General features: G+C 61.4%; 13 protein-coding genes and 1 pseudogene. 9 read left to right on the top strand and 5 right to left on the bottom strand.

Annotation, left to right across the window (positions count from 1 at the left end; all coding sequences use genetic code 11):
- Positions 1–149: 149 nt before the first annotated feature.
- The 6 genes from VGL22_RS09980 to VGL22_RS09955 all read left to right on the top strand — a co-directional run bounded on the left by VGL22_RS09980 (position 150) and on the right by VGL22_RS09955 (position 9,345).
- Positions 150–2,141: a CRTAC1 family protein gene (locus tag VGL22_RS09980; RefSeq protein WP_465266766.1), complete on the top strand. Its 1,992-nt coding sequence runs from the start codon at positions 150–152 to the stop codon at positions 2,139–2,141.
- A 45-nt stretch (positions 2,142–2,186) separates the two neighbouring features.
- The gene (locus VGL22_RS09975) at positions 2,187–3,362 is read left to right on the top strand and encodes a tetratricopeptide repeat protein (protein WP_465266765.1); all 1,176 of its coding nucleotides are present in this window, start codon (positions 2,187–2,189) and stop codon (positions 3,360–3,362) included.
- An 88-nt stretch (positions 3,363–3,450) separates the two neighbouring features.
- The gene (locus VGL22_RS09970; RefSeq protein ID WP_465266764.1) at positions 3,451–5,469 is read left to right on the top strand and encodes an alpha-L-arabinofuranosidase C-terminal domain-containing protein; all 2,019 of its coding nucleotides are present in this window, start codon (positions 3,451–3,453) and stop codon (positions 5,467–5,469) included.
- A 32-nt stretch (positions 5,470–5,501) separates the two neighbouring features.
- Positions 5,502–6,641 (top strand): cellulase family glycosylhydrolase, encoded by a 1,140-nt coding sequence (locus VGL22_RS09965; RefSeq protein ID WP_465266763.1) that lies wholly within the window; start codon positions 5,502–5,504, stop codon positions 6,639–6,641.
- Between the two features lie 101 nt (positions 6,642–6,742).
- Complete coding sequence (locus tag VGL22_RS09960; RefSeq protein WP_465266762.1) at positions 6,743–7,222, top strand: (2Fe-2S)-binding protein; 480 nt, start codon at positions 6,743–6,745, stop codon at positions 7,220–7,222.
- On the top strand, positions 7,219–9,345 hold the full coding sequence (locus VGL22_RS09955; RefSeq protein WP_465266761.1) for a xanthine dehydrogenase family protein molybdopterin-binding subunit: 2,127 nt from the start codon (positions 7,219–7,221) through the stop codon (positions 9,343–9,345). The genes VGL22_RS09960 and VGL22_RS09955 overlap by 4 nt, the downstream gene beginning before the upstream one ends.
- Before the next feature lie 4 nt (positions 9,346–9,349).
- Here VGL22_RS09955 and VGL22_RS09950 read toward each other — a convergent pair whose 3' ends face one another.
- Positions 9,350–10,354, bottom strand: coding sequence for an SDR family oxidoreductase (locus tag VGL22_RS09950; protein ID WP_465266760.1), 1,005 nt, complete (start codon positions 10,352–10,354; stop codon positions 9,350–9,352).
- 317 nt (positions 10,355–10,671) lie between these two features.
- On the opposite strand from VGL22_RS09950, the gene VGL22_RS09945 reads away from it, so the two are divergent.
- Positions 10,672–11,361 carry a DUF5984 family protein gene (locus VGL22_RS09945; RefSeq protein ID WP_465266759.1) on the top strand — a complete coding sequence of 230 codons (690 nt, stop codon included), beginning with the start codon at positions 10,672–10,674 and terminating at the stop codon, positions 11,359–11,361.
- Positions 11,358–11,744: pseudogene (locus VGL22_RS09940) on the top strand (DIP1984 family protein). Before VGL22_RS09945 ends, VGL22_RS09940 begins: the two are co-directional and overlap by 4 nt.
- A gap of 440 nt (positions 11,745–12,184) precedes the next feature.
- On the opposite strand, the gene cydB reads toward VGL22_RS09940, so the two are convergent.
- From cydB to VGL22_RS09920, 4 genes are all read right to left on the bottom strand, one after another.
- A complete protein-coding gene (gene cydB, locus VGL22_RS09935) occupies positions 12,185–13,225 on the bottom strand; it encodes a cytochrome d ubiquinol oxidase subunit II (protein ID WP_465266758.1) in 1,041 nt (346 codons plus the stop codon).
- Between the two features lie 21 nt (positions 13,226–13,246).
- Positions 13,247–14,599 (bottom strand): cytochrome ubiquinol oxidase subunit I, encoded by a 1,353-nt coding sequence (locus VGL22_RS09930; RefSeq protein WP_465266757.1) that lies wholly within the window; start codon positions 14,597–14,599, stop codon positions 13,247–13,249.
- A gap of 210 nt (positions 14,600–14,809) precedes the next feature.
- Entirely contained in the window at positions 14,810–17,056 is a 2,247-nt protein-coding gene (locus VGL22_RS09925; RefSeq protein WP_465266756.1) for a GH92 family glycosyl hydrolase, read from the bottom strand.
- A 52-nt stretch (positions 17,057–17,108) separates the two neighbouring features.
- Complete coding sequence (locus tag VGL22_RS09920) at positions 17,109–18,224, bottom strand: SIS domain-containing protein (RefSeq protein WP_465266755.1); 1,116 nt, start codon at positions 18,222–18,224, stop codon at positions 17,109–17,111.
- A 212-nt stretch (positions 18,225–18,436) separates the two neighbouring features.
- Between VGL22_RS09920 and VGL22_RS09915 the strand changes: the two genes are divergently transcribed.
- Positions 18,437–19,495 (top strand): metallophosphoesterase, encoded by a 1,059-nt coding sequence (locus VGL22_RS09915; RefSeq protein ID WP_465266754.1) that lies wholly within the window; start codon positions 18,437–18,439, stop codon positions 19,493–19,495.
- Positions 19,496–20,080 lie beyond the last annotated feature (585 nt).

The following is a 20,080-nucleotide window of genomic DNA, read 5'->3' as shown; positions in this document are numbered from 1 at the left end:
CGCCGGTTTACGCGAGCTAAGCTGATGGGCTCAATCCGCAGCACTCCCACATCTGGTCTGACTGAGGCATCTTCGGTGGGCAACCAGTATTGGGACCAGGTGGGTGATAGAGGAGGAGAGGAAACGGTATAGTCGGAAGGGAATCTTCTATGTCAATCCGGCGCTTCAGTGTTGCTTCCGTCACCTACCCGTCCTCCATCTCATTCAGCTTCTTGCCGCGCAGCACCAGGATGCTCCGCGCGGTTGCAGTGTTGCTGGCTTCCTGGCCGGCGTTCTTTCGCCTTGCGCAAGCGCAACAGACTCAGCTAGCGCCTCCACCTCACGCTTCGCAGCAGGACTCAAAGCAGGAGCCGGCGCAGGGGATGACGGCCGGTGCCGGACAGAGCGGCCAGTATGACGCGCAGCATCGGCCCATAACGGCCGGCGGAACGGCTAAGACCGGACCGATCGTGTTCGAGAACTTCGCCGCGCAGGCCGGGTTATCGGGCTGGAAGAACGTGACGGGCGGTGCGGAGAAGAAGCTGATTATCGAAGCCAAGGGATCGGGTGTGTGCCTCATCGATTTCGACCGTGACGGGTGGCTCGATATCTACCTGGTGAATGGGTCGACCCTAGAGGCACAGGAGGGGGAGGCTCCGGCGCCCCACGCTGCCCTGTTCCGCAACAACCACGACGGAACGTTTACCGATGTGACAGAGAAAGCGCATGTGACGAACGAGCGCTGGGGGCTGGGGTGCGCGGTGGGCGATTTCAACAACGATGGGTGGGAAGACTTGTACGTGACCAATCTGGGCGCAAACCGGCTGTACCGGAATGATCACGATGGGACGTTCACAGATGTGGCGGAGAAGGCGGGCGTGGATCTGAAGGGTGACTCGGCTGATGTGGTGGCGGATCACACCGGGGCGACGTTTGGCGACTTCGATGGCGATGGGAAGCTGGACCTGTTTGTGGCGGGCTACGTGATGTACGACTTCAAAAATCCTCCGGTAGCCGGATCGAAGAGCGTGAAGTCGACCACATGCCAGTATCGGGCGGTAAATGTGATGTGCGGGCCGCGGGGCCTGGAGGGCGCAGAGGATCACCTGTTCCACAACAACGGCGATGGGACGTTTACCGACGTGAGCAAGAAGGCAGGGGTGAACGATCCGAACCGGTTTTATGGGTTGGGCGCTGTATTTGTGGATGTCAATGGGGATGGAAAGGTGGACCTGGCTGTGGCGGATGACTCGACGCCGAACTATCTTTACATCAACAAGGGCGATGGCACATTTGAGGACGCCAGTTATACGAGCGGGTTTGCGGTGAACGAGGCAGGGCGCGAGGTGGCCAACATGGGCCTGGCGGTGGGTGACTTTGAGAATGACGGGCACCTGGACTTTGTGAGCACGACCTTTTCGGATGACTACACGGTGGTGTATCGGAATGATGGTACCGGGATCTTTGAGGACGTGAGTTATCGCGCGGGCGTGGGACAGCCGACGGTGCCGTTTGTGGGGTTCGGAGATGGGTTTCTGGACTACGACAATGACGGGTGGAAGGACCTGCTGATCGCGAACGGGCATGTGTATCCAGGGGTGGAAAAGGAAGCAGGGTGGGGCATGAGTTATGCGCAAAGGCCGCTGCTGTTTCACAACGATGGCAAGGGTAAGTTTGAGGTGGTCCCGGCGGTGGAGGGGTCGGGGCTTGCGACGACCGCCGTAGGCAGAGGTGCGGCGTTTGGCGATCTGTTCAATGACGGGAAGATCGATGTGGTGATCAATGCGCTGGACGGGCCTCCGCTGCTGCTGCGCAACGTGAATATGGATAGGCATCACTGGGTGGATCTGCAGCTTGTAGGCGGGACGAATACAAAGAACAACCGGAGGAGCCCCCGGGATGCGGTCGGCGCGACGGTGTATGTGACGGCGAACGGGATGCAGCAGCGCGGCGACGTGATGAGCGGGGCGAGTTACCTCTCGTCGAGCGACATGCGGGTGCACTTCGGACTGGGCGATGCAGCGAGACTAGACGAAGTGGAGATTCACTGGCCCAGCGGCGCAGTGGAGAAAGTGAAGCCGGCGGGGGTGGATCGCATTTACACCATCGAAGAGGGCAAAGGCGTTACTGGCGAGCTGTGCCGCGCCTGTGGGCAAAAATAGGTAGCTGGGCGTTTCCTGATCGAGAATCAATGTGGAGATGTTGGCATGAGATTACGCATCGCGTTGGTGCTTGGCGCTTCGTTGCTTGGGTGCGCGACCGCATGCGCGCAATCCTCCGGCGGAGCTACTGCCGACGAGGCGTTGCGGCGCGGCACCGAGGCTATCCGCGAAGGGCATTTTGCAGAGGCGGAGAGCTGGTTTGAGCGGGCGGTGAAGGCGAGCCCGCAAAGTCCTATGGGACACATGGAGTTGGGTGTCGCGCAACTGCGGATGGGGAAGGTGGAGCAGGCAGTGGAGCATCTGCGGCAGGCCGCCACGGTTGCTCCCACCCTGGTTGGGACAAATCTGTTCCTGGGGATTGCCTACGCACAGATGCATCGCGTGGACGAGAGCGTCGCGGCGCTGAAGAGGGAGACGGAGATCAACCCCAACGATCCGCAGGCCTGGATGTGGCAGGGCGTGGTGGAACTGCAGGACGGGCACCCCGAAAAAGCCGCCGCGCCGCTGGACCGCGCTGCCGAACTAGCGCCCAACGACCTCAACATACTGGAATATCGCGGGAAGGCGCACAGCGATGTGGCCTTTGCGAGCTATGCACGAATGGCGGCGATCGATCCCAACTCGTGGCATGTGCACAAGGTGCAGGGGCAGATCTACGCGCAGGATGGCAAGCACAAGGAGGCGATTGCGGAGTTCCAGGAGGCGCTGAAACAGGTACCGAATAATTCCGATCTGTACGAAGAACTGGGGAGCGAGTATCGCGCTTCGTCGCAGATGGAACAGGCGCAGCAGGCGTACACCAAAGAGCTGGAGCTGAGCCCCAACAATCCGATTGCGATGTATAGGCTGGCCAAGATGGATATCGAGACCAATCGCTCGACGGAAGGGCTGGACCTGCTGCACAAGGTTGTGGCGGTCTACGCGAATGCACCGGCGACATATTTCTACTTGGGGATGGGCGAGTTTGACGCGGGACATACCCAGGAAGCCCTGACCGCGCTGGAGAAGGCGAAGGGCATGCATCCGGAGCCAGCGCTTGCCCCGCGAATCGAGTATGAACTGTCGCGTGTGTACCGGAAGCTGGGGCGCATGGAGGACGCGAACGCCGCGGTAAAGGAGTACACGCGGTTAAAGGCGCAGAATGCGAAGCTGAATCCGCGCGCGATGTCGGCGATCTCAGGCGGGTTTGGGAACGCGGAGGTGCCGGGGAAGTCGCAGTGAGAGCGAACAGTGGTTACTGTCAGGGCGAGGTCTGGTAGGTTGATTGGTGGATTGCTGCGACGCCGATTTCGGCACTGGGGAGATTTGGGTGAGGAATAGGATTTGCTGGGCTCTGGGGATTGTTTGCGCGACGGCGGTGCATGCCCAGGTGCGGGTCGAGGAGCCGGTTCCACAGATTGCGCGCGTGGATGTAAACGTTTCCGAAAAGATGGGCAATCCGATTCCGCGCACCATCTTCGGAACGTTTCTGGAGCCGATTGGGAATTCGACGTACAACGGGCTGTGGGCGGAGATTCTGGAAAACCCGGGCTTTGAGTCGGGGCTGTGGAGCGCCCAGCATGTTGCCGACATGCTGCATGAAAGGCCTGAGTTGTCGCGCGCATCGGACCTGGATTTGCCGCTGCCGTGGGAGCCGCTGAATGCGGCACAGGGAAATCGCTACGAGCGGCGCTACGGGGATGCGGCGAACTCGTGGCAGTCGCTGGTGGTGATGGCGGTTCCGGGAGAGCCGTCGGGGATCAAGCAGAGGGTGTATCTGCCGGTACATCGCACACGAAGCTATAAGGGCAGCTTCTATGCGCGGCATTTGAGCGGGTCGACGAAGGTTACGGTGTCGCTGCGCATGCGCGGCAATGACGAGGCTCTTGTTGCGCAGAATGTCGATGTGAGCAACACGGGGACGTGGCAGAAGTATGAATTCGCACTGGAGGTGCCGGAGGGCAGGCTGCACCGGCTCGATCCGGCGGACTTCGCAGTGCAACTGGATGTCGATGAGCGCGTGGAACTGGACCAGTTCTCGCTAATGCCGACGGACGCGGAGGACGGGCTCGATCCGGATGAAGTGGCGATGGCGAAGGCGATGCATACGCCGCTGGTGCGCTTCGGGGGCAACTACACCTCGGGCTATCACTGGCGGGACGGCGTGGGCGAGCGCGACAAGCGGCGGAACATGCTGAACCATTCCTGGGGGATTCCCGAGTACAACACGTTTGGCACGGATGAGTTTCTGGCGTTCTGCAAAAGGATTGGGGCGGAGCCGCAGATCGCTCTGAACCTGGGAACGGGCACACCAGAGGAGGCCGCGGGGTGGGTGAAGTATGTGGATGAGCACTGGCATGCGGGGCTGTTGTGGGAACTGGGCAATGAGCTGTGGGGTAACTGGAATCTGGGGTATCCAGCAAAGAGCGAACTGGCGGCGAGGACGCTGAAGTTTTCGCAGGCGGTGAAGGCAGTGGACGCGACCGCGCGGCTGATTGCGACGGGAGCCGATCCGGATGGCTTCAAGGAGTGGAACGGAATTCAGTTAACGAATCCGCCCGGGACTTTCGATTTTCTGTCCACACATTTTGTGGTGGGCGATGGGGACGTCAAGCTCGCGCATGCCTCGCCGGAGTTTGTGCAGGAAGCGGCATTTGCGATGCCGGCGGAATTGGAGCGCAGGCTGAAAGAGCAGCAGCAGCAGATCGATTCGGCTGCCGGGAAGGCGCACATCGCGTTTACGGAATGGCTGTTCCTGGGTGGCCGTCGGCACGGGGCGCCGGACTTCACCAATACGGCGGGCGCGATTGTGACCGGTGGCTTCTTGAACATGCTGATGCGGAACGCGGAGATTGTTCCGCTCTCGGACATGACCGGCATTATGGAGTTTGGTGGCATTTGGAAGAAGCGGAGCCAGGTGTATGCAACTCCGGCTTACTATGTTTTCAAGATGTACGCGGGAGCGGATGCTGCGCAGCGTGTGGCGGTGAGGGCGGACTCGGGATCGTATTCGGTGAAGCAGGGCGTGGAGCGGCTGCCTGAGATCGCGTCGGTTCCGTACCTGGACGTGGTGGCGACGCTGAGCCAGAACGGCAGGAAGCTGACGCTGTTCTGCGTGAATCGCAGCGCGCAGACAGACATCGCGGCGCAGTTGAATCTGCAGGGATTCAAGGCGGCTGCGAAGGCGAAGGTGCAGGTGCTGACGTCAGACACACTCAGCGACGCCAACGATGAGGTCGAGCCTGAGCGGGTGATGCCGTTGGAATCGACTGAAGCGATTGCGGCGGGCGGCTGGTCGCATACGTTTCCGCATGCGAGCGTTACGGTGCTTACGATCGACCGCAGGTAATTGCAGCAGGATGGAACAGAAAGGAACGGCCAGTGAACGCACGATTGATCAAGTTTCCTCTGACATTGATTTGCTCTCTGATTGCAGTTGGATTTTTGTGCAGCTCTGACATAATCGCGGCGGGGCAGGATGGGCGCTGGAGCGAGGACCAGGCCAGCGCGTGGTACAAGCAGCAGCCATGGCTGGTGGGAGCGAACTTTCTGCCGTCGAATGCGGTGAATGAGCTGGAGATGTGGCAGGCAGATACGTTCGATCCGGCTGAGATCGATCGCGAATTCGGTTGGGCGGAGAATATCGGCATGAATACTATGCGCGTGTTTCTGCACAACTTGGTGTGGGAGCAGGATCAGGCGGGATTTCAGAAGCGCATCGACCTGTTTCTTGCCATTGCTGATCGGCATCATATCCGTCCGGTGTTTGTACTGTTCGACTCGTGCTGGGACCCCGATCCCAAGCTTGGACCGCAGCGCCCTCCAATTCCCGGCGTGCATAACTCAGGGTGGGTGCAGGCGCCCGGAAGAGCCGTGCTGACGGACACGGCGCAGTACTCGAAGCTGGAAGCATATGTGAAAGGCGCGGTGGGCGCGTTTGCGAACGATAAGCGCGTGTTGGCGTGGGACGTGTGGAACGAGCCGGACAACGGGAACGATTCTTCCTATGGCAAGCTGGAGCCGAAGAACAAGCGCGAGCTCGTGCTGGCCCTGTTGCCGCAGGTGTTTGCGTGGGCAAGGGCGGCGCATCCGACGCAGCCGCTGACCAGCGGCGTGTGGGCTGGAGACTGGTCGTCGCTCGACAAAATGCTACCCATGGCGCGCCTGCAGATTGAGCAGTCCGATGTGATCACATTTCACAACTATGACTGGCCGGAGGGATTTGAAGCGAGGATCGCAAGCCTTAAGCAGTTTCGTCGGCCCTTGATCTGCACGGAGTACATGGCGCGCGGGGCGGGAAGCACGTTCGATACGATTCTGCCGATTGCGAAGCGGGAACATGTGGCGGCCATCAACTGGGGGCTGGTAAAGGGAAGGAGCCAGACGTATCTGCCGTGGGACTCGTGGCAGAGGCCGTATGTGACCGTGAGCCCGACGGTGTGGTTTCACGATGTGTTCTACGAAGACGGAACGCCGTATCGAGTGCGGGAGGCGGAGATTTTCAAGGGCCTGGCGCGGTGAGTACGTGAACAGTTGGTCAGGTCTGAGCTGATTTTGCTGCTGTGGTTGCGCTATGATGAGTGCCGAACCGAACGGCTCGAAGCGCAACGGGAGCAGTGCAGATGGGCGAGTATACGCTGAGCGTTAACGGTAAGAACCTGAAGGTAAATGGACCTGCGGAGGAGAGCCTGCTATCGGTGCTCCGCAACAGGCTGGACCTGACGGGCACGAAATATGGGTGCGGCGAAGGACAGTGCGGTGCGTGCACGGTTTTGCTGAACGGCCACGCGGCGCGCTCATGCATGACCGATGTGAGCGTGGCGGCCGGTGCGAAGATCGTGACGATTGAAGGGCTGGAGCAGGATGGGAAGCTCAGTCCCGTGCAGCAGGCGTTTCTGGAAGAGGGCGCATTCCAGTGCGGGTACTGCACCTCGGGGATGATCATGTCGGCCACTTCTCTGCTGGCCGAGCAGCACGAGCCAACCCATGAACAGATCGTCGCCGGCATGGACGGCAACGTGTGCCGTTGCGGAACCTATCCCCGGATTGTGCAGGCGGTGAAGCTGGCGTCGCGGCTTGCTGCGCAGGAGGCGAAGCGATGAGCGCCGTGAATCAACGCGGGCTTGAGAGTTTTGCTGCAACTGTGGATCGCCGCGATTTTCTGAAGGGTGTAGCTGCGGGACTGCTGGTTGCACTTTCGCCAGGGACGGCGTGGATGCAGGAGTCGGGGCGTGCGGGCGGTGGCCACGAACTGTCGAAGGATATCAGCGCCTGGATCCACATTGACGCTGATGGGCGCGTGACGGTGATGACCGGCAAGGTGGAGGTGGGGCAGAACATCCGCACCTCTCTGGCGCAGCTAGTTGCTGAGGAACTGCGCGTACCATTTGAGCGGATCACGATGGTGATGGGCGATACCGATTTTGTGCCGTGGGACATGGGCACGTTTGGGAGCCGCAGCACTCCCACGATGGGTCCGCAACTGCGCATGATGGCTGCCGCGGCACGCACGATGCTGATGGATCAGGCCGCGAACCAGTGGGGCGTGGATGCTGGTTCGCTGACCGCGCATGAGGGCAGGATTTCAGCGGGATCGCGGTCGGTAAGTTATGGCGAACTGACGCGTGGCGACAAGCTGGTGAAGGTTGTGTCGGGTGAGCAGGCTCTGACGCCGGCGGCCGAATGGAAGATCGTCGGCACTCCGGTGCACAAGGCGGGTGGGCGCGAATTTGTTACGGGCCGCCACGAGTATCCGTCGGATATTACGCGGCCGGGGATGTTGTTTGGCGCGGTGCTGCGTCCGGAGGGATTCAACGCGAAGCTTGTGTCTGCAGATGCGAGCGCGGCGGAGAGCATGCCGGAGGTAAAGGTTATCCGCGATGGACACTTCATCGGCGTGGCGGCCGCGGACGCGTTTACGGCGCAGAAAGCCGTTGCGGCGATTGGTGCGAAATGGAACGTGCCGCCGCAACAGGGGAATGAAGGGCTGTTTGAGTATTTGAAGAACAATCCCGATGCGGGTGAGCGTGGGCGGCCGCAAGGGACGGGTTCGGTTGAGCAGGGGATAAGCGGGGCGGATGCAAAGGTTGAGGAACGGTACACGGTGCAGTACATCGCGCATGCTCCGCTGGAACCGAGAGCTGCAGTCGCCGAGTGGGAAAACGGAAAGCTCACGGTGTGGACCGGAACGCAGCGGCCGTTCGGTGTGCAGCAGGAACTGATGGACTATTTCAAGCTGCCGGCAGCGCAGGTGCGCGTGATTCAGCCGGACATGGGGAGCGGGTACGGCGGGAAACATTCAGGCGAAGCGGCGCTGGAGGCGGCGCGGCTGTCGAAGGCGGCCGGCAAACCGGTGAAGCTGGTGTGGACGCGCAACGAGGAGTTCACGTGGGCGTATCTGCGGCCGGCGGGGCTGATTGAGATAAGGGCCGGTGTGAAGCACGATGGAAGCCTGGTTGCGTGGGAGCATCACAATTACAACTCGGGGCCGAGTGCGATTGAGACTCCGTACGATGTGGCGAACCAGGTGATTCAGTATCATCCCGCGAAGTCGCCGCTGCGGCAGGGTTCCTACCGCGCGCTGGCCGCGACGGCGAATAACTTTGCGCGCGAGTCGCACATGGACGCGGTGGCGCACGCGGTGCGGATGGATCCGCTGGAGTTCCGACTGAAAAATCTGAAGAACGAGAGGCTGCGCGCGGTGCTGCAGGCTGCGGCCGAGAAGTTCGGATGGGGAAAGACGAAGGCGACGGAGCAGCGCGGCTTTGGCATTGCATGTGGGACCGACAAGGGCGGCTACATCGCATGCTGCGCAGAGGTGGAGATCGACGCGAGCAAATCGGTGCGCGTGCGCCGTATCGTCACCGGTTGGGAGTCAGGCGCAGTGGTGAATCCCGATGGCCTGCGCAATCAGCAGATGGGTGCGGTGGTGCAGGCGCTGGGCGGGGCGCTGTTCGAGCACATTCTGTTTGGTGATGGGAAGATCCGCAACGCCTACTTTGCGCAATACCGTTTGCCGCGGTTCAGCGACACGCCGGAGATCGAGATTGTCGTGCTGGATCGCAAGGACCTACCGTCAGCGGGGGCGGGCGAGAGCGGGCTGATTGCGCTGGCGCCGGCGGTGGGCAATGCGATCTTTGCCGCGACCGGCGTACGCGTGCGCAACATGCCGATGGCTCCGGACAGCAAAGTGCCGGGGATTGCGGAGTCGGGGTTCAAGAGCTGATCGTTCAACTTTCGCGAAGCTTTTTGTAGATGCACCAGATGCTGGCGGTGAGAGCGACGGCGAGGCCTGCGAAGAGCGCGCCGGAGTGTTCTTCGGCGGCGGCTTCACCACTCCACGATTTTGCGCGCGAATCGAAAGCGCCGTGCGCGCCGTGATCGCCGGGTAGCGGATCGTATAAGTTGTCGGGACGGTTTGGATCTTCGCTGCCGTCGTATTGCTGCGACTCGTAGCCATTCTTCGCGAGATAGCGATCGGCATAAGATGGCGCGAGTTTGTTGCCGAAGATGGCTTTGAGGACGGACAAGGAAGCGTACCACTCGCGGCGCTCGGGATGATGTGCGGCGTGATAGAGGAGGCGCGCGGCGACTTCAGGCTGATAGATGGGCGGTACGGGCTGGGCCTTGCGCGGCAGGCGGCTGCGTACCCAGCCGAACTGCGGCGTGTTGAGGGCTGGCATCTGCACCATGGTGGTGTGCACGTTGCCTCCATCGTGCAGCAGCTCGGTGCGGAGGGACGCGAAGAAGCCGAGGACGGCGTGCTTGGATGCGCAGTAGGCGGCCTGCAGTGGGATGCTGCGGTAAGCGAGCGCGGAACCGACGTGCACGATGGCGCCGCGGTCGCGCGGCAGCATGTATTTAAGGGCTGCGAGCGAGCCGTAGACATAGCCGAGATACGTGACCTCAGTGACGCGCTTGAATTCCGCGGGTGTCATCTGCTTGATGGGCGAGAAAACAGAGGCCATGGCGTTGTTGACCCAGATGTCGATGGGTCCGAGTTCGCGTTCCACGCGATCGGCGGCGGCTTGGACCTGTTCGGCATCGGCGACGTCCACGGGAAGCACCAGGGCTCGGCGGCCGAAGGATTCTACTTCGCGTGCAGCGGCTTCAAGGCCGTCACGGCCGCGTGCGATGAGTGCTACGTCTGCGCCGCGGCGCGCAAATTCGCGTGCGGCTGCGCGGCCTACCCCTGCGGAAGCTCCTGTGATTACGACAATTTCGTGTTTGTTCATGTTGACCCCGCATCGTTGGATGCGGTTGGCCGTGCGGGGCTTGCTGGGGATCGGAGTTAGGGGAGGTACTTGCATTTGTTTTAGATTTCGGTCACTATGGCACACATGCTGATTCGAGTTCCATCCAAGCAGCTCGCGCACTCGTCAGGCTTCCGGCCTAACGCGGAAAGCGGTGCTGTGTTGCCAGGACTCGGAGGGTTGAGCTAAAGCAAGCTACCCGAAGCAATTTCTCGAGCCCCTGGCCAAAGCGGTCAGGGGTTTTCATTTGTCTACCTCCGGCCGTTGTTGTCAGGATCGAGTTACAGGGAGAAACTCCGATGGTACGCATGGAATTGATCGATGATATTCCGGTTTTCGGCCAGGCCGATGACCGCACCCTCAACCAGATTCGCGATGCGCGCGCACCGCCGAATGTGGATTATGAGGTCGCCCGGCTCTTTGAAGACGTGCAGGAGCAACGACCGTACGCCCTCGAACCGGTCCCAGAGGATCTGGCCGCCATGGCATCGGACCCTGAATGGTACAACCGAAGCCGGGAGTGGCAGGAGATGCAATCGGATGATGCCGGGGAGCTCTGGTTTGACGGATTTGAGTGGTGGCACGCACGACAAATGGACTCCGTCTATCTGCGGCATGGGCTGATCTTCACCACATGGCGGCTAGAAAATGAAGTGCACTTCAGGTGGAGCTACTCAGGACGGGAGCAGGTATGGTGTGTGCCGAATGGCGAGATTCGAGTATCGGTTGATCACTTTTCACGGGCCGTAGATTCCTTCCTCGATGCTGTCCTTGCAGCCATGCAGAAACGTGTGGATGAGATCGGTCGAATGAGATGGTTAAGAACAGACTGCAGCGTAAACGTCGAGCAGCTGGTGGCGGAACAAGCCTTGCGCATCAAGACGCTTGAACAATTCAAAGTTCGTTCGCCAAATACCGATTGGACCAGCGCGCGAGTTCTTTTCGAAGTGTTGCGAGAGAAAGTGGATGAGGAAAGAGGCAAGACATGAAACTAGCAGGAGCACTAGAGGAGCGCAGCGAGTGCCAGACACGAATGGAAGAGCTGAAGAAGCGCATGGTGCGCTCTGCGCGTGTGCAGGCAGGCGAGCAGCCGGCTGAGGACGTGAACGAGCTGCTTGCGGAATCGGAGCGCGTGTTTGCGCGGCTGCTGGAGTTGATCAGCGCGATCAATCGAACCAACTCGCCGTGATTTCTGGCCGGCATTGCGGGCGCGGCAAGCACGCGGCAGGATCGCTACTCGAAATCAGAAGTGCGTTTTGTCGCGAACGTGTCAGTAGCGAAGTTGCAGGCGGAGGTGGATCGGCTGGCGAAACAGTATCGCGACCTGGACACGCGGCTGCAGGAGTTGAACTGGAGCACGGCATTGATCTAATTGGACTTGATCTGGGGCAGTTCGTAACTCTTGTTGCAGTGAGCACAGGCCCCGGCGGGGGTGAAGCCGGCACTCATGGCGATCCCGAAGAGCCAGGGTCAGAGGTTCGAATCCTCAGTCACAGCGCAGGGTCCGTACAGTTACAAGCGCACAGTGAATCGATGATTGTTAAATACCGCGTGCTGGGTGACAAGGGCGAGGGTAGGACAGGGGACACTCAGATCAATTGAGATTTACTGGGGGTGAACAGCAGACTACCGTTGGGAATGACAGAAAGAAATACAAAGGCAAAAACGGGTCCTTCCCCTTCGTTGCACTCAGGGTCAGGATGACAAGTGGTGGGTGTGGCGGGGCGGGGTGGAGCGAGTTTCGTGGTTCCCACCCTGTCGCCAGAAAAAAACGACAGGATGGGGCACACGGGTTTTTGCCGGCCTTCGGCTTCAATGAGCGTTTTCCGCCGCGTCCGCTTTGCCGCGGAAGCGGGAGTAGACAAAGACGACATAGCAGACGGCTAAGGTCATGCCGAAGAGCCACCAGGCTAGGCCGACGGCGAGGGTGTGTGGGCCGGAGATGGCGCGCTCCAGGGTGATGTCGAGAGTGGAACTGGTGGATGAAGGGAGCAGGGTCGGATACAGTCCCCAACAGGCGCCGGCGAGCATAAAGAATAAGTAGACGCTGGAGCAGAGAAAGGCGCGGACGGGCTGGGCTTTGTGGTTGAAGAAGAGGACGCCGGCGAGCGAGGCGATTACGCCTGCGGGAACGATGAAGGTGAAGGGATAGTGGTAGTAGTTATCCAGCGTTTGCGGGCGGAGCGCAATGGTGGCGACGAGGCTGACGACGGTGAGTGCCGCGAGGACGAGCCAGACGGGGCGAACGATGCGGCGGGCGCGGTGTTCCAGGTCGCCGGAGACCTTGATGGTGAGCCATAGGGCGCCGTGGAGGGTGAGCGCGACAAGTGCCAGGAGGCCGCCGATGACAGTGTACCAGTCGAGGATGCCGGGGTTGGGGCCGGGGACCCAGTTGTTCCAGAGGGGGAGGAAGAAGAATCCGTCAGCCTGCAGCGGCACGCCGCGAATGACGTTGGCGAGGGCGGCGCCGTAGAAGATGGCCAACAATGCACTTGAAATCCCGAAGAGGCGGTCGAGCAGCGTGTGCCACACACCCATATCGAGATGGTTGGCGAGCTCAAGGCTGATGCCGCGTCCGATCAGGAGCCACAGCACGATCATGAGCGGCAGGTAGAATCCGCTGAAAGCCGAGGCATAGAGCAGCGGGAAGGCGAAGTAGAGGGTGCCGCCGCCGGCGAGCAGCCAGACCTCGTTGCCATCCCACACCGGGCCGATGGAGCGCAGGGCGGCCTGGCGTTCGGGTTCGTTGCGGGGGAGGAAGAGATGCAGAACGCCCACGCCGAGATCGAAGCCGTCGAGCACCACGTAGCCGACGATCATTACTGCTACCAGCCAGAACCAGATGAAACCCATTGAGCTATTCCTTTCGAATGCCTACAGTCCGGCGGTGTGGACGGGCTCGGGTGCGGTGGCGTTTGTGTCCAGGCCGTGGGTGATCTCGCGGTAGATGAGGACGGTGAAGAGCAGTCCCAGAAGCGCATAGAGGCCCATGAAGCCGAGCAGGGTAAAGAGGCCGTTGCCGGAGGAGACCATCTGCGAATAGCCCTGGCTGGTGCGCATGAGGCCGTAGATGAGCCAGGGCTGGCGGCCGAGTTCGGCGGTCATCCAGCCGGCGGTGTTCGCGATGTAAGGCAGGGGAAAGCTGAGCAGCACGGCCCACAGCACCCAGCGGGTTCCATAGAGCCGGCCGCGCCACAGCAGAAAGGCCGCAAGAGCCATCAGGAGCAGGAACCACGTTCCGAGGCCGGCCATGATGTGGTAGGCGTAGTAGAGCAGCGGCTGAGCGCCGGGCCACTGGTCGCGGGGGAACTGGTCCAGCCCCTGGACCTCAGCGCTGGTGGTGCCGTAAATGAGGAAGCTGAGGACGTTGCCGATGACGATGGGATTGTCGATGCGGCCGTTTTCAGGGTTGGGCTGGCCGATGAGGACGATTGGCGCGCCCTTTTCGGTGTGGAAGAGGCCCTCCATCGCGGCCATGGCGACGGGCTGATTATGGGCGACGTATTTGCCGTGCAGGTCGCCGGTGGGGAAGATGATGGCGATGCTGGCGAGGAGGCCGGCGATGACTCCGACTTTGAGGAAGATGCGGCCGAACTCCTGGTTGCGGCCTTCGAGCAGGTAGAAGGCGCCGACAGCGGCCACGACGAAGCAGCCGGTGACGGTGGCGCCGGTCATGTTGTGCATGTACTGGAGCAGTCCCCATGGGTTGAGCAGGAGTCCCCAGAAGCTGGCAACTTCGTAATGGCCGTTCACGTAGTTGTAGGCGACCGGGTGCTGCATCCAGGCGTCCGTGACGATGATGAAGAAGCCGGAGATCCAGGAGCCGAGCCAGACCATGAATGCCGAGAACCAGTGCATACGTTTGGAGAGCCGACTACCGCCATACAGGAAGAGGCCGAGGAAGGCCGATTCGAGGAAGAAGCTGAAGACGCCTTCCATGGCGAGGGGCTGGCCGATGACGCCTCCGGAGACGCGCGCGAACTGCGCCCAGTTGGTGCCGAACTCGAACTCCATGGGGATGCCGGTGACCACGCCGAAAACGAAGTTGATGCCGAAGATCCGGCCCCAGAACTGCGCGGCTTGATCCCAGGCCGGGCTGCCGTAGCGCAGCGCGACGGTTTTCAACACCACGATCAGCAGGCCGAGCCCCATGGTGAGCTGCGGGAAGAGGTAATGGAACGTAACGGTAAAGGCGAAGTGCAGCCTGTGAATTAACTCAGCGGTCATGGCGGTCCCTGGTTGTTGGGTCCTGATGTTGGGTCCTGCAGACGCAGGCCGGGGAAAACGTACATCCTTCCGCCGCCAGACGACAGCGGAGTGGACGCAAAGAACTCCGGTTTCGTTATAACGCTGAGGGCCTGGGTGTCGCGGTGATTTAAGTCACTGGGGCAGTCTGGAGAAATTCCGCAACGGTGCGAAGCAAGGGCGACGTCCCTCTTAGGCTGAGTTGCTCATTTTGAAGCGGAGGTGCGCGCCCTGAGACAGCGTTCGATGATCGACGACTGTGCCGGTGTGTTCAGTTCCGTTCAGGGCCACTGCCTTCACATAGGGAGTGTCAGGACTGTTGCCGGACGCCTCAATCTCAAGAGCTTTGCCGTCCGCGAGATGAACGGTTGCGCGGGGGAACAGCGGACTGCCAAGGGTATATTCAGGCTTGCCAGGGCAGACGGGATAGAAGCCGAGAGCGCTGAGGATGTACCAGGCGGCCATGGAGCCGGTGTCTTCGTCGCCGCAGAAGTTTGACGGGGAGTAGGCCTCGTTGAGCACGCGGCGGACCCAGAATTGGGTGCGGTCGGGGCGGCCGGCGGCGGCAAAGAGATAGAGAACCTGGTGGACGGGCTGGTTGTTGTGCATGTACTGGCCGAAGGGGAGCGCGGCCATCTCGGACATCTCGTGGATTTCCTGGCCGTAGACGCCGACGTGGAAGATCGGGGGAAGGGCGAGCATCTTGTCGAGGTCGCCGGCGAAGGCGCTGTCTCCACCGATGGCCGCGATGAGACCGGGAACATTGTGGGGCACGTTCCAGCGGTGTTGCCAGGCGGCGCCTTCTTCGTAGGGACTGCCCCACTGGTACGGATCGAAGGGAGCGAGTTGGGATTGAAGCCAGGAGCCGTCTTCATTGCGGCCTCGGAAAAAGCCGGTTTGGGGATCGAAGATGTTGCGCCAGTTTTCTGAGCGCCTGAGGAACATCGCGGCGTCCTGCTGCTTGCCGAGTTTGGCGGCGATTTGGGCGATGCAGAAATCGCCATAGGCTGCGTCGGCGGTCTCGGCGACGGATTGGTCGACCTTGTCTGCGGGAAGGTAGTTGAGCTTGAGGTAGTACTCGATTCCCTGCCGTCCGTAGCCCTTGTCGGGATTGCCGGGTTGGGTGGCGTACTTGCGAAGGCCTTCGTAGGCGGCTTCGCGATCGAAGCCGGGGATGTCCTTCATGATGGCGTCGGCGAAGAGCGAGTCGATGAGGCTGCCGGACATGCAGGCGCGATAGCCGGGTGCGGGGAACTGCGGCATCCATCCGCCTTCGCGATAGGCGTTGACCCAGGCCTGAAGGATTTCGCCGAGCCGCTCCGGGAAGACGAGCGTCATGAATGGATACCAGGCGCGGTAGACGTCCCAATAGCCGTGATCGGCGTACATGACGCCGGCCTCGGCTTTGCCGTTCCAGGCGCTGTAGTGGTGCGGCTTGCCCTGCTCGTCGGGCTCGTGGAAGGTGCGTGGAAAGAGCAGCGCGCGATAAAGGCAGGAGTAGAACGTGCGGCGCTGGTCGGGTGTGGCGCCCCCGATTTCGATGCGGCCGAGATGCTGATCCCAAACTTCGGCGGCGCGGGCGCGGAGTTCGGCGGGGGAGCGGGTGCCGAGTTCAAGATCGAGGTTGCGGCGGGCCTGATCGAAGGAGATGAAGGAGGTGCCAATGCGCGCTTCAATGGATTGATGCGCAGCCTTAAAGCGCACGACGGCGACGCGGGCGCCCTTGATCTCCTTGACGTCGAAGGTGTCCCAGGGTTGCGCAAACTTGACGACGTAATAAGCCGCGAAGTTTTCGGGAACGCCGCCGGCGTTGGCACGCGATTCGAAGCGGAGGATGCTCTTGTCGGGGTCAGGTGAGATGTCGGGGGAGGCGCCGGGGATCTCGATGAAAAGGCCGAGCGGGACTCCCAGGGAGTTGGCCGCGGTCAACAGGCAGCAGCGTTCTGTCGGCACAAGCTCGACGTCGGCCTCATAGCGGAGAAGCTTCAGTCGCAGCGAGTGCGGCGCGAGGGTGGAGTCTTCCGGACGGTAAGAGGAGGAGCGGGCGTCGGCGTCGGGTTTGGCGTCGCCGCAGAACGGCATGAACAGGGCATGACCGTAATCCGACAGCCAGGGGCTGAGTTGGTGCGTGCAGCGGAATCCCTGGATGCGGCGATCGGCGGGCTGGAACATCCATGGGGTATTGGCGCGCGATTGCAGCGTCCAGTGCGCCATGCCGAAGGGGAGCGCGGCGATAGGGAGCGTGTTTCCGCGGGAGAAGTAGTAGGTTGAGTCGGTGCCCTGAAGGATGTTGACGAGGCTGACCAGATCGCCGGCTTCTGGGGCGGCCTGGGCTGCGTCGGGGTTGTCAGCGGGCAGCGCATCGCCTTCGGGCAGTGCGACACTGAGTGCCGCGAGACTTGTTGCCTTCAGAAAATTCCGTCTGCTCGACTCGAACATAGGGCTCCGTTGGGTCACGCTTGCCAACCACCAACCACTCTATCGTTCCGGACTACAGCTCGATCACGGCTTTGGAGAGATTGCGGGGGCGGTCGACATCGACGCCGTGCTCGAGGGCCATGAAGTAGCTGAAGAACTGCAAGGGAATGACTTCGACCAGGGGGAGCAGGTATTCGGCGGCGGGTTCGACCTCGATGGTGTCTGTGGCGAGGGAGCGAACCTTCTCGTCGCCGGTGTTGGCGAGGGCGATGACGCGCGCGCCCTGCTTCTTCATGTCTTGAAGCAGTTGCAGGGTCTTCTCATAGCGGATCATCGAGTCTTCGAGTCCGCGGTCGGCAGTGGCCAGCACCACGAGGGGCACGTTTTCGCCTACGAGGGCATTGGGACCGTGCTTCAGCTCGCCGGTGGGATAGCCCTCGGCGTGAACGTAGGAGGATTCCTTCATCTTGAGCGCGCCTTCGCGGGCGATGGCGTAGTGCATGCCGCGGCCCAGGTAAAGGAAGGTGCTGGCGTCGGCGTAGCGAGTGGCCAGTGCTTCTGTCGCCGTGCGCCAGCCTTCGAGCTGGCTTTCGATCTGGGCGGGGAGGGCCTGCAGTTCCCGCAGATTGCGCTCAGCCTCCGCCGCATCCATAGCGCCGGAGCGGCTGGCGAGGAAAAGGGCTAGCAAGTGCAGCGCCGTAAGCTGCGAGGTAAAGCTCTTGGTGGCTGGGATGGCTTTTTCCGGCCCTGCCCCCAACACCATGGCAGCGCCGGCTTCGCGCAGCATGGCGCTGCCCGGAACGTTGGCGATGGCCAGGGTGTGATCGCCGCGGTCGCGTGCCTGGCGGAGGGCGGCAAGAGTGTCAGAGGTCTCGCCTGACTGCGAGATGACCAGCACGGACGGGTGGCGCGGATTGGCGGTTCCGCGGCAGCCCCACTCGCTGGCGTACTCAACGTCGACCGCAAGTCCGCATAGGTCTTCAAAGAGGATTTCAGCAGCCAGCCCGGCATGGCGGCTGGAGCCGCTGGCGACGATCAGCACCTCGCCCCGGGGGTTCAGCCAGCGCGCCATGGGTGCGAAGGCATCGGTCTTCAGGGCGTGGCCACTGGTGTACAAGTCAAGGGTGCGGCGGATGGCATCCGGCTGTTCAAAGATCTCGCGGAGCATCGCGTGCGGAAAGTCGGGCATGATGGGCAGCTCCTGCGGGCAGTCGCGTGGGAGGGCTCTGCCAGGCGATCTGCCTAGGCGCAACGGCGGCCGGACTGCTCACAGGATTGATTGTATCCGGCTCAATTGGTCGCGCTCGTCTGATTTGTGGCACCTGATTTAGCTCGGGTTTTCACCATCGACGCTGTGCCGCCAATTATGCTGGGTGCATGTTGAGGCTGAGGGTTCCCCTTTTGCTCGCAGTTTTCTGCGTTTCCGCGCTCTCCGCCGGCTTGCGTGCCTTCGGACAAGCCACCGAGTCGAGCTGGACGTTTGCTGTGTCGGGCGATAGCCGCAATTGCGGCGACTTCGTGATGCCGGCAATTGCCTCGAAGGTGAAGGCGGAAAAGGATGCGTTCTACTGGCACCTGGGCGATTTCCGCGCGATGAGCAAGGAACCGGATCAGGATCTCGCGGCGATGCTGTCCGCAGGTCAGCGGTTGACTCCCGATGAGTATCACCGGAGTGCCTGGGACGATTTCCTGAACCGCCAGATGGTGCCCTTCGCGCCTTTGCCGGTGTTTCTGGGACGTGGCAATCACGACACCATTCCCCCCATGACGCGCCAGGGATACAGCGAGAAGTTTGCATCTTTTCTCGACCGGCCAGAGATCGCGGAGCAGAGAAACAAGGACGGAGCCAATGCGGCGCCGGTGGGTCCCTGGTACCACTGGGTGGAGAACGGCGTCGACTTCATCACGCTGGATAACGCTACCAAGGACGAGTTCACGGATGAGCAGTTGCACTGGCTGCGGGCGGTGCTGGATCACGACGTGGCGCCGGGATCGGGGATCACGACCATCGTAGCCGCGGCCCACGAGGCGCTGCCGCACTCCACCGGATCAGAACACGCTATGGATGACTGGGAACTGGGCGAGCGTACCGGCGAGATGGTCTACCACTGGTTCTATGGCGCGCAGGCGGCGGGCAAGCATGTGTATCTGATTGCGAGCCATTCGCATTACTACTCGCCGGATATCTACGACACGGCCTACTGGAAGCAGCACACCAGCAACGTGGTGCCAGGGCTGATTATCGGGTCAGCGGGTGCTCACCGCTATGCGCTGCCCAAGAGCGCGAAGAAGGGCGCTAAAACCATGATCTATGGGTATGTGCAGGGCACGGTCCATGGGGATGGCACGATCGACTTTGCGCTTAAAGAGTTGAGAGAGCAAGATCTGTTGAAGACCAAGTGGCCGCAAGCGCCAGAGGCGGCTATCCACGAGTGCTATGTGCACAACGGGGATCAGTAGGCCAGATCCGCCAGCGCAGAGTAAGACGGCCCGGGCATAAGTGCCCGGCTCTTCAGACTGCTGACGAACCCCATCATTTTTGGTGGGGTTTGTTGTTGTGCGCCCAGCATGGGCGCACTCTTACGGGTGTAAGTCCCGTCGCAAGTTGGTCACAACGAGCGAAGTGAAGCGCAACTGCACGAGGGCGACTAAGTGTGGGGAGGGAGCGCGGATCGAAGCTGCGGGCCGATGAACAAGAACCGGATAGAAGGCGGTGCCGCCCAGGGCGAGCGGGCAACTGACCGCGAAGCTCTTGTGACCGAGGGGCGGTGGCGTAAATCCGGCGGTCGTGCAGTGAAGGAGTGCGTTCTTACCTGGGGAGATCTCGCCTCATGTCTGAAAGGGTGACGGTGTTGAGCCGGAGCGAGAAGTCAGCCAAGGCCGTAGTAGCTGGCGAGAGTCAGCGAAGGGCCGAACGAGAAGGAGTGATTCTTGGGAAGGTGATGTGTTGGAAATGGCATCAGATGGCCGCATTGGCGGAACGGTCCGGAAGGGGCGAGGTGAAGCCAAGTCTGTTCCGGGCAGTGATGAAGACCGACGCCCGCG

Origin of the sequence: Occallatibacter sp., assembly GCF_036502485.1 — a bacterium.
Classification (GTDB): domain Bacteria; phylum Acidobacteriota; class Terriglobia; order Terriglobales; family Acidobacteriaceae; genus Telmatobacter.
This window is presented reverse-complemented; position numbering and strand designations above follow the sequence as displayed.